Annotated in this window: 14 protein-coding genes; 9 read left to right on the top strand and 5 right to left on the bottom strand. The window is 66.9% G+C overall.

Annotated features, from left to right (window positions below):
* Window positions 1-12 precede the first annotated feature (12 nt).
* Window positions 13-240, bottom strand: a complete 228-nt coding sequence (locus CO675_RS09350; protein WP_016848019.1) for a DUF2093 domain-containing protein — start codon at window positions 238-240, stop codon at window positions 13-15.
* Between the two features lie 186 nt (window positions 241-426).
* Here CO675_RS09350 and CO675_RS09345 point away from each other — a divergent pair, with 186 nt between their 5' ends.
* Window positions 427-1,260, top strand: a complete 834-nt coding sequence (locus CO675_RS09345; protein ID WP_097671624.1) for a dienelactone hydrolase family protein — start codon at window positions 427-429, stop codon at window positions 1,258-1,260.
* Here the strand turns inward: CO675_RS09345 and xseA are convergent.
* On the bottom strand, window positions 1,257-2,879 hold the full coding sequence (gene xseA, locus CO675_RS09340) for an exodeoxyribonuclease VII large subunit (RefSeq protein ID WP_097671623.1): 1,623 nt from the start codon (window positions 2,877-2,879) through the stop codon (window positions 1,257-1,259). The two genes, CO675_RS09345 and xseA, sit on opposite strands and share 4 nt — an antisense overlap.
* Window positions 2,880-3,028: 149 nt before the next feature.
* On the opposite strand from xseA, the gene CO675_RS09335 reads away from it, so the two are divergent.
* The 4 genes from CO675_RS09335 to purD all read left to right on the top strand — a co-directional run bounded on the left by CO675_RS09335 (window position 3,029) and on the right by purD (window position 5,803).
* The gene (locus CO675_RS09335; RefSeq protein ID WP_097671622.1) at window positions 3,029-3,571 is read left to right on the top strand and encodes a DUF2306 domain-containing protein; all 543 of its coding nucleotides are present in this window, start codon (window positions 3,029-3,031) and stop codon (window positions 3,569-3,571) included.
* Complete coding sequence (locus CO675_RS09330) at window positions 3,568-4,119, top strand: hypothetical protein (protein ID WP_097671621.1); 552 nt, start codon at window positions 3,568-3,570, stop codon at window positions 4,117-4,119. Before CO675_RS09335 ends, CO675_RS09330 begins: the two co-directional genes overlap by 4 nt.
* Window positions 4,120-4,122: 3 nt before the next feature.
* Window positions 4,123-4,422: a winged helix-turn-helix domain-containing protein gene (locus CO675_RS09325; RefSeq protein WP_097671620.1), complete on the top strand. Its 300-nt coding sequence runs from the start codon at window positions 4,123-4,125 to the stop codon at window positions 4,420-4,422.
* A 97-nt stretch (window positions 4,423-4,519) separates the two neighbouring features.
* Entirely contained in the window at window positions 4,520-5,803 is a 1,284-nt protein-coding gene (gene purD / locus CO675_RS09320) for a phosphoribosylamine--glycine ligase (RefSeq protein ID WP_097671619.1), read from the top strand.
* A gap of 123 nt (window positions 5,804-5,926) precedes the next feature.
* Here the strand turns inward: purD and CO675_RS09315 are convergent, their stop codons facing one another.
* A complete protein-coding gene (locus CO675_RS09315; RefSeq protein WP_097671618.1) occupies window positions 5,927-7,159 on the bottom strand; it encodes an acyl-CoA dehydrogenase family protein in 1,233 nt (410 codons plus the stop codon).
* A gap of 119 nt (window positions 7,160-7,278) precedes the next feature.
* Between CO675_RS09315 and CO675_RS09310 the strand changes: the two genes are divergently transcribed.
* Window positions 7,279-8,184, top strand: a complete 906-nt coding sequence (locus CO675_RS09310) for an alpha/beta fold hydrolase (RefSeq protein ID WP_097671617.1) — start codon at window positions 7,279-7,281, stop codon at window positions 8,182-8,184.
* Between the two features lie 125 nt (window positions 8,185-8,309).
* Here the strand turns inward: CO675_RS09310 and CO675_RS09305 are convergent, their stop codons facing one another.
* A complete protein-coding gene (locus tag CO675_RS09305) occupies window positions 8,310-8,756 on the bottom strand; it encodes a nucleoside deaminase (RefSeq protein WP_245452685.1) in 447 nt (148 codons plus the stop codon).
* Window positions 8,757-8,897: 141 nt separating this feature from the next.
* On the opposite strand from CO675_RS09305, the gene CO675_RS09300 reads away from it, so the two are divergent.
* The 3 genes from CO675_RS09300 (at window position 8,898) to CO675_RS09290 (ending at window position 12,509) form a co-directional block, all read left to right on the top strand.
* Complete coding sequence (locus CO675_RS09300) at window positions 8,898-11,015, top strand: pseudouridine synthase (protein WP_097671615.1); 2,118 nt, start codon at window positions 8,898-8,900, stop codon at window positions 11,013-11,015.
* 201 nt (window positions 11,016-11,216) lie between these two features.
* The gene (gene rsmD / locus CO675_RS09295; protein WP_097671614.1) at window positions 11,217-11,777 is read left to right on the top strand and encodes a 16S rRNA (guanine(966)-N(2))-methyltransferase RsmD; all 561 of its coding nucleotides are present in this window, start codon (window positions 11,217-11,219) and stop codon (window positions 11,775-11,777) included.
* A gap of 111 nt (window positions 11,778-11,888) precedes the next feature.
* The gene (locus tag CO675_RS09290; RefSeq protein ID WP_097671613.1) at window positions 11,889-12,509 is read left to right on the top strand and encodes a hypothetical protein; all 621 of its coding nucleotides are present in this window, start codon (window positions 11,889-11,891) and stop codon (window positions 12,507-12,509) included.
* An 88-nt stretch (window positions 12,510-12,597) separates the two neighbouring features.
* Here CO675_RS09290 and mutL read toward each other — a convergent pair whose 3' ends face one another.
* Window positions 12,598-14,415: a DNA mismatch repair endonuclease MutL gene (mutL, locus tag CO675_RS09285; protein ID WP_097671612.1), complete on the bottom strand. Its 1,818-nt coding sequence runs from the start codon at window positions 14,413-14,415 to the stop codon at window positions 12,598-12,600.
* Window positions 14,416-14,435 lie beyond the last annotated feature (20 nt).

The raw sequence follows: 14,435 nt of genomic DNA, 5'->3' as shown, positions 1-14,435 counted from the left end.
CCGGTCTTGAGCCTAAGCCTGCGGCTTGAGCACGCCGGGATGATGGCGCTGCAGCACGGCGGTCGGGGTGGCGTAGGCCTCCTGCAGGTCGACGCTCCAGTATTTCAGCTCGTCGAGCGGGATCCGGACGTCGGTGATGGCACAACGCACAAAGGTGCCGGGCGAGATCACGCGAAAATCGCCGTCGAGATATTGCACCTGCGCTTCGCCATGGCCCGAGGGACCGAACTTGTTCAGCACGTTTGAGCTCTCCGCCTTGCCCCCGATGAGGCAGCCTTAATGTTCATGAAGCCGTCTATCACAGATAGGGGGTCATGTCCGCCCGTTAAACCACCGACTTGTGATGATTTGGCGGCAGACGCGCATGGTAGCGTTGCAGGCGTGGTCCGCTGTGTTTACAGCGCCATAACGAGCCGGCCGGATCGGATGCGCCTCAAGTCAGTCTTCATGTGCCTCGCCATGCTTGCCGTGCCGGCCGCAGCTGCGGCGCCGCTTCCGGCGCCGCGTCAGGTCGAAATTCCCGAAGGCAACGTCACGCTGCACGCGCAGCTCTACCGGCCCGATGGCGATGGCCCGTTCCCGACGGTGATCGCGCTGCATGGCTGCGGCGGTCTTGCCGGCCGCTCCGAGCCAGTCCTGCCGCGCTATCGCGACTGGGCGGAGCAACTGCTCACGTCAGGCCATGCGGTGCTGCTGCCCGACAGCTACGGCTCGCGCGAGCTCGGGCCCCAGTGCCGCATCAGGGAGCATCAGGTCCAGACCCGCCGTGCGCGGGTCGCCGACATCAATGCCGCGCGGCAATGGCTGGTGCAGCAGAAATGGGTGGCGAAGAACCGCATCAGCCTGATCGGCTGGGGCAACGGCGCGGCCGCGTTGCTGTGGGCGGTGCGGCCGCAGATGTGGTCGCGCAACGTCGAGCCGGACTTCCGCTCGGCGGTCGCGTTCTATCCGGATTGCCGCACCTCGTCCGGCCTTGGCTGGAGCGCGCGGGTGCCGACGCTGGTCCTGATCGGCGCGCGCGACGATGTGACGTCGTCGTCGGCCTGCCACCAGATGGTCGACGGCGCGCGCGGCCGCAGCGCGCTGGCGCGGATCGTGGTCTATCCCGAGGCCTATCACGATTTCGATCGCGCCAACCTGCCGCTGCATGCGGTTGCAACCTTGTCCGATGTCGACATCACCGAGCCCGGACACATCGGCACCGATGCGAGCGCACGCAAGGACGCGCAGAAGCAAGTCGCCGAGTGGCTGTCGCGCTAAAACAAACTGCCCTGATCGACCGGCTTGGTGACGCGCTTCGGCGCTGCCGGTTTCGCATCGCGCTGCGGCTTCGGCTGGCTCTCGGGCGTTGCCGTCGCCGCGGGCTGATCGGCATTCGTGGTGGCGGAGACGCGGCCGTCGGCGAACTCGATCGACAAATTGGCGTTGGGGCCGACCGCCGCGGCTGAATGCAGTGCGTGTCCGTGCGCGTCGCGGACCAGGGCAAAGCCGCGCGCCAGCACGCCGCGATAGGACAGCGCCGACAGCAGCTGGCTGCGATGGGCGACCCGTGCCTCGAGCCGCTGCAGCGTCGTCAGCAGCGCGCGGCGGGCGCGCTCGGCGAGGCGGTGGGTGCGCTCGAGATCGCGCGCGATCGCGTTGCGCTGGGCCTTGGCGTTGGCGAGCTTGGAGGCCTTGAGCCGGATCTCGAGCCCGCTGAAGCGCTCCTGCCGGCGATGCAGCAGCGCCCGCGCCGACAGCGTGATGCGCTCGCCGGATGCGGTGAGCCGCTGCCGCGCATGCGCGACCTGGCCGCGCAGCACGCCGATGGTGAGGCGCGAGCTCGACGCGGCAAAGCGGCGGAAGTGCGCGTGCGTATTGGCCTTCAGCCCGCGCGGCAGCCCGGCTGCGAGATGATCGAGCCGCTGCCGCGGGATCGCCAGCAGTTCGTTCGCCGCCGGCAGCGCCCGCGCCGCGGCACGCAGCTCGTTGCGGCGGGCCTCCTGGCTGCGCTGCCAGCACACCATGGTACGGCGGGCGAGCCCCTGAACCTCGACGAACAGCTCGCTGCGCACTGGCACGGCCATCTCGGCGGCCGCCGTCGGTGTCGGCGCGCGCTTGTCGGCGACGAAGTCGATCAGCGTGATGTCGGTCTCGTGGCCCACCGCCGAGATCAGCGGGATGTGGCTCTCGGCCGCGGCGCGGACCACGATCTCCTCGTTGAACGACCACAAATCCTCCAGCGAGCCGCCGCCGCGCGCGACGATCAACAGATCGGGCCGCGGGATCCGGCCGCCCTCCGGCAGCGCGTTGAAGCCGCGGATCGCGGCTGCGACCTGCTCGGCCGAGCCGTCGCCCTGCACCTTGACCGGCCAGACCAGCACGCGGCGGGGAAAGCGGTCTTCGAGCCGATGCAGGATGTCGCGGATCACCGCACCGGTCGGCGAGGTGACGACGCCGATTACCTCGGGCAGCCAGGGCAACAGCTGCTTGCGGGCCTCGTCGAACAGGCCCTCGGCCGCGAGCTTCTTCTTGCGCTCCTCCATCAGCGCCATCAGCGCGCCGACGCCGGCCGGCTCCAGCGAGTCGATGACGATCTGGTACTTCGAGGAGTTCGGATAGGTGGTCAGCTTGCCCGTGGCGATGACCTCGAGCCCTTCCTGCGGCTTGAAGCGCATGCGGGCGTGGGCGAACTTCCAGATCACCGCCTCGATCTTGGCGCTCTCGTCCTTGAGGGCGAAATAGCAGTGGCCGGAGGAGTGCGGGCCGCGGAAGCCGGAGATCTCGCCGCGAACGCGGACATGGCCGAACCGATCCTCCACCGTCCGCTTCAGGGCGGAGGAGAGCTCCGAGACGGTGAATTCGGGCGCGTTGACGAGATTCGGCGCGGCAGCGGTCATTTGCAGGTGATTCGGCTGTTTGTGAGCTTCAGCGCAACGTAGGGACTTTTGCCCGCCATCGCCAATGCGTGGGCTTGTTTGTCCATATACTCTGTGATACAGAGTTCTCTGTACTATCGCTGATGGTGACCTGGCTGGAGGGCTGACCAATGATCCCGCAGTTGACCTTGGCAAGTTTCGTCCATTCCGCGGCGGGCGCGGTCCATGCCGTCGTGGCTGTCCTGTGCATCGGGATCGGGCTGATCCAGTTCCTGCGTCCGAAGCGCGGCGCCGGCCACCGGGCGCGCGGCTATTTCTTCGTCTATGCCATGCTGGTCGCCGACGGGACCGCGATGCTGGTCTATCGGTTTACCGGCGCCCTCAACCTGTTCCATGTCGGTGCGATGGTGAACTTCGCCTGCATCGTGGCGGCGATCGTTCCGCTGCTGCGCAGCCCGCGACCGGCGAACTGGCGATTGACCCACTACTATTTCATCTCGTGGTCCTACGTGTCGCTGATGTCGGCGGCGGCGACCGAAATCATGGTGCGCGTGCTGCCGCTGGCGACGCGCGGGCAGGTCGGGCTGCTGGCATTGGCGCTGTCGATCACCACCATGACGATCGCCTATGTCCTGATCGGGAAACATCGCCCGCCGGCCGACGCCCCACCGGTTTCTTCCAGGCTCGCCGAGCAAAATGGAGTGACGTCATGATCGACAGCCAACAGGCCAGCGCGGCGCTGAACGACATCAACGACGTCGTGCATCGCGTCCGCCAGTCGCGAATCTATCAGAACGCCAGTCTCATCATCGTCATGTGGGGCGCATTGGTGTTCGTGGGCTACCTCGCCAATTACACCTGGCCGCCGCAGGGCTATACGATCTGGGCCGTCGTCGATCTCATCGGAATCGCAGGCTCGATCGCAATTGCAGCGTTCAGTGGTATCGGTCCGGGGGCCGGCGCCTACGCGCTCCGGCTGCTGGTGGCGTTCCTGCTGTTCATCGCATTCGGCATTTTCTGTTCGGCGGTGCTCGGCCATTTCGGGCCGCGCCAGATGCTGGTGTTTTGGCCGCTATTCACGATGCTGTTCTATGCGCTCGCCGGCCTGTGGTTCGGCTACGCCTTCATCGTGATCGCGCTGTGCAGCAGCGCCTTGATCGTGACCGCCTACTTCTACGCCGGTCCGGCGCTGCTGTTGTGGATGGCAGTGGTGCACGGTGGCGCACTCATCCTCGGTGGGCTCTGGATGCGCCGGATCTGATCGATGGCCGAACTCGACGAGATCATCCACCAGCCGCTGCGGTTGCGGATCATGGCGGCGCTCCATGCGCTGCCGGCTTCGACCGGGCTCGAATTCGCCCGGCTGAAGAAGCTGACGGGCGCCACCGACGGCAATCTGGGCGCCCATATCGAGACCCTGGCCAGGGCCGGCTATGTCGCGGTCGACAAGGCCTTCGTCGGCAAGAAACCGCAGACCACCGTGACCGCCACCGCGGCCGGCCGCGGCGCCTTCGCCCGCCATGTCGCGACCTTGCAGGAGATCATCGCCGGCAAGCAGCCGTAAGCCGGAATGACGGGGGAAGCGGCCCGGTCGCCCCTTGCGGGCGAGCGGGGATTCGTGCGACCGACACAGCTCTTGGACCCTTTTGAGCCTGTGTCTGATGAACATCCTCCTGCTCGGTTCCGGCGGCCGTGAACATGCGCTGGCGTGGAAGATCGCGGCATCCCCGCTGGTGACCAAACTCTGGTGCGCGCCGGGCAATGCCGGGATCGCGCGCGAGGCCGAATGCGTCGCGCTCGATGTCGCCGACCATGCCGCAGTGATCGAATTCTGCCGGCGCAATGCGGTCGACCTGGTGGTGGTCGGGCCGGAGACGCCGCTCGCCGCAGGGATCGTCGATGATCTCACCGCCGTCGGCATCAAGGCGTTCGGGCCGAGCAAGCAGGCCGCGCAGCTCGAAGGCTCCAAGGGCTTCACGAAAGACCTCTGCAGCGAGTTCGACATTCCGACCGGCGCCTATCGCCGCTTCGACAATGCGAAGGACGCGGTGACCTATGTCCGCGCCCAGGGCGCGCCGATCGTGGTCAAGGCCGACGGGCTTGCCGCCGGCAAGGGCGTCGTGGTGGCGCAGACGCTGTCTGAAGCGGAAGCCGCGATTGCCATGATGTTCGAGGGCGCGTTCGGCTCGGCCGGCGCCGAGGTCGTGATCGAGGAATTTCTCTCGGGCCGCGAGATCAGCTTCTTCGCGTTGTGCGACGGCGAGACCGCGATCCCGCTGGCGACCGCGCAGGACCACAAGCGGGTGTTCGATCACGACAAGGGACCGAACACCGGCGGTATGGGCGCCTATTCGCCGACGCCGTTCGTGACACCTGAGATTCACGACCGGATCATGGCGCACATCATCCTGCCGACGGTGGCGGGGATGAAGAGCCGCGGCATTCCGTTCAAGGGCGTGCTCTATGCCGGCGTGATGCTGACCGCACAGGGCCCAAAATTGTTCGAATACAATGTCCGCTTCGGCGATCCCGAGTGCCAGGTGCTGATGCTGCGGATGATGTCGGACATCGTGCCGGCGTTGCTCGCCTCGATCGACGGGCAGTTGAAGAATTTCGACCTGCGCTGGTATCCGGAACCGGCGCTGACGGTGGTGATGGCGGCCAAGGGTTATCCCGGCGACTACATCAAGGGCACGCCGATCGACGGCCTCGATGACGCCGCCAAGGTCGACGGCGTCGAGATCTTCCACGCCGGCACGGTGGCCAAGGACGGCGCCGTTCTGGCCAACGGAGGCCGCGTGCTGAACGTCTGCGCGATGGGCAAGACGGTGACCGAGGCGCGCGACCGCGCCTATCAGGCCGTCGATCGCATCAAATGGCCGGAGGGTTTCTGCCGCCGCGACATCGCCTGGCAGGCGGTGGAAGCGGAAAAGCCGACGGGCTAGCTCGCCACGTCATTGCGAGGAGCTCGCGACAAAAAGCAATTTTGCGCTGGAGCGACGAAGCAATCCACGTCTCCGCTTGCGGCGAGATGGATTGCTTCGCTTCGTTCGCAATGACGGTGGACGTTACAGCAAATCCCCGCCCGCAGCGCTCGCGGTGGTGCCGTGCTCGCGGAACGCCTTGATGACGTTCTTGCCGATCTTCCACTTGTGCACCTCGTCGGGACCATCCACCAGCCGCTGCGAGCGCACCTGGGTGTACCACTTCGCCAGCGGCGTATCCTGGCTGAAGCCGAGCGCGCCGTGCAGCTGGATCGCGGTGTCGATCACCTTGTGCACCATGTGGGCGTGGAAGATCTTGGCGATCGAGTTCTCCTGGCGGATGTCGAGGCCCTTCTCCGCCTTGTAGGCGATGTGCAGCAGCATCAGCCGGCCGATATAGAGCTCGCTCGCGCAGTCGGCGAGCATGAACTGCACCGCCTGGCGGTCGGCCAGCAACTGCCCGAAGGTTGAGCGCTTGGTGACGTGGGCGGCCGCCATGTCGAGTGCGCGCTGCGCCTTGGCGACGTTGTGCATGCCGTGGCGCAGCCGGCCATAGGCGAGGCGGTGCTGGCCCATGTTGAAGCCGTTGCCTTCGCCGCCGAGCAGGTTATCGGCGGGCACCTTGAGGTCCTTGATCTCGATCTCGGAATGGCCACCGTGGATCACGTCATCGTGCGGTCCTTCGATCGCCATGTTGGCGACGTTGCGCTTGATGCGGTAGCCGGGATTGGGCAGCTCGACGATGAAGGTCGAATACTGCTTGTGGCGCGGCGCGTTCGGATCGGTCTTCGCCATGACCAGCGCCATGTCGGCAACGCTCGCCGACGAGGAGAACCATTTCTCGCCGTTGAGGATGTAGTTCTCGTTGCCGTCCTTGACCGCGGTGGTCTGCATGCCGGTGGCGTCGGCGCCGGCGGCCTTCTCGGTCATCGAGAAGCAGATCCGCTTCTCGCCGTTCAAGAGGGGCTTGAGGAATTTCTCCTTCTGGTACTCGGTGCCGTGCGCCAGGATCGTCATCATCGAGGCGTCGTCCGGCCCCTGCGTGTTCATCGAGAGCGCGCCGAGCATGCTCTCGCCGAGCTCCATCTGCACCAGCGCGTTGGCGAGCGGGCCGAGGCCCATACCGCCATACTCCTTCGGCACGAACGGGCACCACAGGCCCTGCGCGCGGGCCTTCTTGCGCAGCGGCGCCAGTACCTCGGCAAGCGGCTTGGTGTCGAGTTCCTTTTCCGCCGGGATGCACTCGTCGTGGACGAATTTGCGGACCTTCTCGCGGATCGCCTTGGCCTCGGCCGGAATCTCGAAATCGATCGACATGGCACTTCCTCGTTTCGTGTTGTTGTTGGTTGGGCTTGAGAATGGCATAAACCCCGCTTGGGCCAGCGGCAACGCCGAACAAAGTTTGAAGCACGGCGCACGCGACCGGGGAGCCACCGATGCCTGATCTCGCTGATCTTTTTCCCGGCTATGAGTCGAAATGGATCAACTCCGCGCAGGGCCGCATCTTCGCCCGCGTCGGCGGCAAGGGCCCGCCCTTGCTGTTGCTGCACGGCTTCTCCTCGACCCATGTGATGTGGCACACGGTCGCGCCGAAGCTCGACGACGCATTCACGCTGATCATCGCCGACCTGCCGGGCTACGGCTGGTCCGACATGCCTGACAGCGACAAGGACCACACGCCCTACACCAAGCGGGCCTGGGCCAAAACCATGGTCGAGGTGATGGAGCAGCTCGGCCATGTCCATTTCGCACTCGCCGGCCACGACCGCGGCGGCCGCGTCTCATACCGGCTCGCACTCGATCATCCCGGCCGGCTGTCGAAGCTCGCAGTGCTCGATATCGCGCCGACCTATGACTACTGGCAGAAGCTCAATCGCCTCTCGGCGCTGAAGATCTACCACTGGGCGTTCCTGGCTCAGCCCTATCCGCTGCCGGAGACGCTGATCACGAGCAATGGCGAATTCTTCCTCAAGGAGAAGATGGCGAGCCAGATCAGGACCAAGACGCTGGACGCCATCGATCCGCGCGCGCTCGCGCATTATATTGCGCCGTTCCGCGATCCCGCCCGCATCCACGCCATGTGCGAGGACTACCGCGCCGGCGCCTATGCCGACTACGAGATCGACAAGGCCGACGTCGATGCCGGCAACAAGATCACGATCCCGATGCTGGCGCTGTGGGGCGATGCCGGCGTTGCCAGCGCCGCAACCACGCCGCTCGATACCTGGAAGAACTGGGCGACCAATGTCAGCGGCGCGCCGGTGGCATCGGGGCATTTTTTGCCCGAGGAGAATCCGGACGCAACGGCGAAGCTGCTGCGGGAGTTTTTCCTGGCGGGGTGACTCCGTCATCCGAAGAGACCGTGAAGCATGACTCTCGACGATGCAACACACTCGATGTCGTCCCGGCTTTCGCCGGGACGACGAGGGGAGAGATTGCGCTGCGCTTCGTCCGCGTTACGGATGCATCACCGCCGCTCCCTGAAGAACTCGCGCAAGAGCCGCGCGGACTCGGTCTCGCCGACTGCGCCGTAGATCTCCGGGACGTGGTGGCAGGTCGGCTGTGCGAAGAACCGCACGCCTGACTCGACCGCGCCGCCCTTGGGGTCGGCGGCGCCGTAGTACAGCCGGCGGATCCGGGCAAAGGAGATCGCGCCGGCGCACATGGTGCAGGGCTCCAGCGTCACGTAGAGGTCGCAATCCACCAGCCGCTCGGTGCCGATGGCCTCGGCAGCCTGCCGGATCGCCAAAATCTCGGCATGGGCCGTTGGGTCGCGGTCGGTCAAGGTGCGGTTGCCGGCGGTGGCAATGACCTCGTAACCCCGGACAATCACGCATCCGATCGGAACTTCGCCGGCTTTTCCGGCGTTTTCGGCCGTTTTCAGCGCCAAATCCATGAAAGAAGGGGCTGACATGCCTCGTATCATCGGAAGAAACCTGCTAGTAGCTTCGCCTTCAGCAAAAGTGGATGCCGGTTTTGCGTCAAATGCGCTGCCAACAGGCGCGTACGGCCGGCTGCCCTTGCACCCCAATTGAACGCCCAGGCGAGATTATTCATGCCCCGCGATAGCGACAAACACAACGATTCCCGCGGCCGGCGTGATCGGCCCGGCGGCGGCAAGGGCCGCTCCGGCGCCGCCCGTGGACCGGACAAGAAATTTGCCAAGCGCGGCTTCGGCGACAAGACGTTTGCCGGCAAGCGCGATGGCGAGAAGCGGCCCTACCGCGGCGATCGCGAGGACCGTCCGCCGCGCCGCGAGTTCGGCGACAAGCCGAGGTTCAACCGCGATGATGCCCGTGGCGATCGGCCATTCCGCGATCGCCCGGCCCGCGACGGCGATGGCGAGAAGCGCACGTTCAAGCCGCGTGGCGACCGGCCGAGATTTGATCGCGGCGGGGATGGCGAGAAGCGTTCGTTCAAGCCGCGCGAAGACCGCGGCGGCGAAAAGCGCCCCTACACGCCCCGTGGCGACCGCCCGAACTACAATCGCGACGACCGCGCGCCGCGACGTGATCGCGATGACGCCCGTCCGGCGGGGCGGTCTTCGGATCGGAAGTTCGGTGACAGGAAGCCTTACGCGCCGCGCGAACGTGACGGCGAGAAGCGGCCCTATACGCCGCGTGGCGAGCGATCGTTCGGCGATCGTCCGTCGCGCGATGGCGACCGGCCCGCACGGAAATTCGGCGGCGACAGCAAGTTCAAGCGCGGTGGCGATCGTGATCGCGGCGATCGCGGCCCGCGCAAGGATTTTGGCGACCGGCCGCCGCGCGGCGAATCCAAGCCGTGGCAGAAGCGCGAGGGCGGCTCCGATCGTCCGGAGCGTGGTTCGCGTCCGTTCCGCGACGGCCCGCGCAATTTCGACAGGCCGCGCGATGATCGCGGCGGCGGCGAGCGGCCGCGGTTCTCGCGTTCCCGCGACGATCGCGAGCAGGGCGATCGCCACGAGCGGCCGAAGTTCAGTCGGCCGCGCTGGAATCGCGATGAAGATGGTGGCGACAATCGCCGCCGTGAGCGTCCGGAAGGACGCGCCGACTGGCAGGAGCATCCGCGCAGCGAGGGCCGCTTCTCGGATCGGCCGCGCCGCGACAATGAAGACGACAGCAAAGTGTTTGCCAAGCGCCCGGCCTTCGGCGGCCGCGGCGCCTATCGCGAGCGTTCCTACGACGATCGCCGCGAGCGTCCCGAGCCGAAGCCGAAGAAGTCCGGCGAACGCATTGCCAAGGTGCTGGCGCGCGCCGGTCTTGCCTCGCGCCGCGATGCCGAGGAGATCGTCACCCAGGGCCGTGTCACGGTCAACGGACGCGTGATCAACTCGCCGGCGCTCGATATCACCGACAACGATGTCGTGGCGGTCGACGGCAAGCCGTTGCCGCCGCGCGAGCGGACCCGGCTGTTCATGTATCACAAGCCGCGCGGGCTGATGACGACGCATGCCGACCCGGAGGGCCGGCCCACCGTGTTCGACAATCTGCCCGAGGGCCTGCCGCGGCTGATCTCGATCGGCCGGCTCGATTTCAACACCGAGGGCCTGTTGCTGCTGACCAATGACGGCGGGCTGGCGCGGACGCTGGAGCATCCCGACACCGGCTGGCTGCGTCGCTACCGCGTGCGCGCGCATGGCGAGGTGACGCAGGGCCAGCTCGACCAACTCAAGGACGGCGTCGAGGTGGACGGCGTCAAATACGGGCCGATCGATGCGACGCTGGAACGCGACCAGAGCTCCAACGTCTGGGTGGTGTTCGCGATCCGCGAGGGCAAGAACCGTGAGGTGCGCAACGTGATGGCGCATCTCGGGCTCGAGGTGAACCGGCTGATCCGGATCTCCTACGGCCCGTTCCAGCTCGGCGAGCTCGAGGAGGGCAAGGTCGAGGAGGTCAAGACGCGGGTGCTGCGCGAGCAGCTCGGCGAGAAGATCGCCAAGGTCGCAGGCGCCGACTTCACGCGGCCGGAGCAGCGTGATGCCGCCGACGGCGACGATGCGCCCGCCAGGAAGCCGAAGCCCAGCAAGCGCGAGACCATCAACGATCGCAAGGGCCGCCGCGTGCTGGTGCAGCGCACCGGCAGCGAGGAAGCCCGCGCCCGCAACGAGGACGAGGCCAACGGCTACGGCCCGCCGCGCCGTCCCAAGCGCGGCTACCACGGCAAGCGCGATCTCACGCCGAAGGACGAGTAGGGCGGTCGCGACGATGGATGTGTCGTCCTTACGCGCTGTGACGCGATCAACGCTCTCTCCGTTCCCTCCCCCCTTGTGGGGGAGGGCAAGGGAGGGGGGTGCCACACGGGTGGTCTGCCCGTGGGGCACCCCCTTCCCCAACCCTTCCCCACAAGGGGGAAGGGAGCGCACCGGCCGCGCGGCCAATATCGGGGCATTCTAATGCGCGTTGTCGGGGGCAGGCTGAAGGGCCGCAATCTCGCGTCACCGTCGGGCCGCGAGATCCGCCCGACCGCGGACCGCCTGCGCGAGTCCGTGTTCAATATCCTGATCCACGCCTACGACAATCCGATTGAGGACGCGCGCGTACTCGATCTGTTTGCCGGTACCGGTGCGCTCGGCATCGAGGCGATCTCGCGCGGCGCGAAGTTCACGCTGTTCGTCGACAATGGCGCCGAGGCGCGGGCGCTGCTGCGCAACAATGTCGAGGCGCTCGGCCTTGGCGGGACCACCAAGGTCTATCGCCGCGATGCCACCGATCTGGGTCCGGCGCATCCGGTCGAGCCGTTCTCGCTGGTGTTTCTCGATCCGCCCTACGGGAAGGGTCTCGCCGACAAGGCGCTCGCCTCGCTGCGCAACGGCGGCTGGCTGACGCCGGGCGCGCTGCTCGTGGTCGAGGAGGCGAAGGCCGCGGCATTCTCCGCGCCCGAAGGCTTCGAGGAGCTCGAGCGGCGCGCCTATGACGACACCGAGTTCGTGTTCCTGAAGATTTTGAATCCGTAGGATGGGTAGAGCGCAGCGAAACCCATCACTTCCGCGGCACCATGATGGGTTTCGCTTCGCTCTACCCATCCTACGCGATACTGCTTCATCACCGTTTGCGGAGCGCGAACCATGGCCGACACTCTCGCCGGGCTGGCCGGCCAGCTGGAGACCCGTGTCAAGGCGTTGCGCGGCGCGGATGATGACGCGGCACTGCTTGCGGCCGCGCGCGATGCCGCCGACCAGATCGAGCGCCGTTGCGGCGCGCAGGATGCTGACGCGCGTGAAGCGCTGATGATGGTTCAGCGCTGGACCTTCAACGCGGCGGCCGATTGCTGGCCGGGCTGGAGCGTTTCCGACAAGCCGATCAACCCGGACAATCTGCTCGCCGCGCGCGAGCTTGCAGAGCGCTCGCTTCGGCTGGTTCGGGTCCTGGAGCTCGGACCGCTGCGCGAGGCAACGGGCGTCTGGATGGTGGGGGCGTTCGATCTGGCGCTCGGCCGCTACGACGACGCGTCGCAGTTGCTCCGCGAAGCGCGCGAGCAATATCTCGCAGCGAGCGCGCCGGGTCTGGTGCTGCTGACGGACGGCTATATCGCGATTGCGCGGCGGGTCGGCAAACACGCAGCCGATGGCGATGATCTCGATCAGATCTGCGCCCGCATTGCGGCTGGAGGTTTCAAGGACGGCGATGAATGGGTCGCACAGCTTCGCACGGCGTTGCAGGTGTTCGCGCGGGAAGTGAGTTCGTAGGATGGGTAGAGCGAAGCGAAACCCATCATGTCTCCGCGCGGAAGAAAGTTGATGGGTTTCGCTTCGCTCTACCCATCCTACGGGATCTTCACCGCCGCCCGAACAGCTTCTCGATATCGCTCAGCTTCAATTCGACATAGGTCGGCCGGCCGTGGTTGCACTGGCCTGAGTTCGGCGTGTCTTCCATCTCGCGCAGCAGGGCGTTCATCTCTTCCGGCTTGAGGCGTCTGCCGGCGCGGACCGAGCCGTGGCAGGCCATGGTAGCGGCGACGTGCATCAGCCGACGCTCCAGCGGCAGCGCCTCGTCCCACTCGGCCATGTGTTCGGCGAGGTCGCGGAGCAACCCGGCCGCATTGGCCTTGCCGAGCAGCGAGGGCGTCTCGCGCACGGCGACCGCGCCGGGGCCGAAGGATTCGATCGCGAGCCCGAACGAGGCCAGCTCTTCGGCGCGATCGAGCAGCTTCTCGACGGTCGCCTCATCGAGCTCGACGATCTCCGGGATCAAGAGGATCTGCCGCTGCACGCCGTTCTTCGCCAATGACGCCTTCAGTCTCTCATAGACGATGCGTTCATGCGCCGCGTGCTGGTCCACCACGATCAGGCCATCGCGGGTCTGCGAGACGATGTAGGTCTCGTGGATCTGGGTGCGTGCGGCGCCGAGCGGCCGGTCGAGCAGATCGGGGGCGGGTGCAGCCTCGAAGCGGACATCGGCGGTCGGTGCGCCGACGTCGAAGGCGGCCTGTCCGGGCTCGGCGAAGGCGGGCGCCGCTGCGCCGTCGAACGTGCGCATCGGATTGACCGGATATGACGGCGAACTGCGCCAGTCCCAATTGCCCGGGCGCGGTGGCGTGAAGGCGGGGCGGAACGCCTGTAACGTCGCGCCGTCGGCGGTGTTGGCCGCGGTGCGTCTGCCCTCGCGCGCCAGGCCCTCCTTCAGCGCGTGCACGATCAGCGCGCGCACCAGTCCGGCGTTGCGGAAGCGCACCTCGGTCTTGGCCGGATGCACGTTGGCGTCGACCTCTTGCGGGTCGCAGGTCACGAACAGCGCCACCACAGGATGGCGGTCGCGCGGCAGATAGTCGGAATAGGCCGCGCGCACCGCACCTAAGATCAGCTTGTCGCGCACAGGGCGGCCGTTGACGAACAGATACTGCCCGAGCGCATTGGCACGGGTCAGCGACGGCGCGGCGGCAAAGCCCTCGACCGTGACGCCCTCGCGTTCGGCGCGCACCTCGATTGCGCTGGCGCGAAAGTCCGCGCCCAGGATATCGCCGAGCCGCGTCAGGCGGCCGGCTGCGCCGGGCAGCGCCGCGGCCCAGGTGACGGGCGCGCGCTCTTCGCCGGCCAGGGTGAAGGCGATGTCGGGCCGCGCCATGCCGAGGCGCCGCACCACTTCGCGAATCGCCTCCGCCTCGGTGCGGTCGGTCTTGAGGAATTTCAGCCGCGCCGGCGTTGCATAGAAGAGTTCGTTGACCTCGACGCGGGTGCCCTGGCCGAGCGCGGCCGGCATGACCTCCGACTTCTCGCCGCCCTCGACCGACAGCGACCACGCATGCGGTTCACTGGCATGACGCGTGGTGATGCCGAGCTTTGCGACCGCGCCGATCGACGGCAGCGCCTCGCCGCGGAACCCGAGCGTGCGGATGCGCAAGAGGTCTTCGTCGTCGAGCTTGGAGGTGGCGTGACGGTCGACCGCAAGCGCGAGATCAGTGCGCGTCATGCCGCCGCCGTCGTCGGTGATGCCGATCCGGCGCCGGCCGCCGCCGTCGGTGAAGACGTCGATCCGGCTCGCGCCGGCGTCGATCGCGTTCTCGACCAGTTCCTTGACCACGCTCGCAGGACGTTCGACCACCTCGCCGGCGGCGATGCGGTTGACGAGCTGTTCGGGAAGTTGGCGGACGGGCATGGATTTGCGCGATCGGACAG

The sequence above is a fragment of the Bradyrhizobium sp. C9 genome, assembly GCF_002532045.1.
Lineage (GTDB): Bacteria > Pseudomonadota > Alphaproteobacteria > Rhizobiales > Xanthobacteraceae > Bradyrhizobium.
The sequence above is the reverse complement of the archived record's forward strand: the minus strand, read 5'-3'. Positions and strand labels throughout refer to the sequence as shown.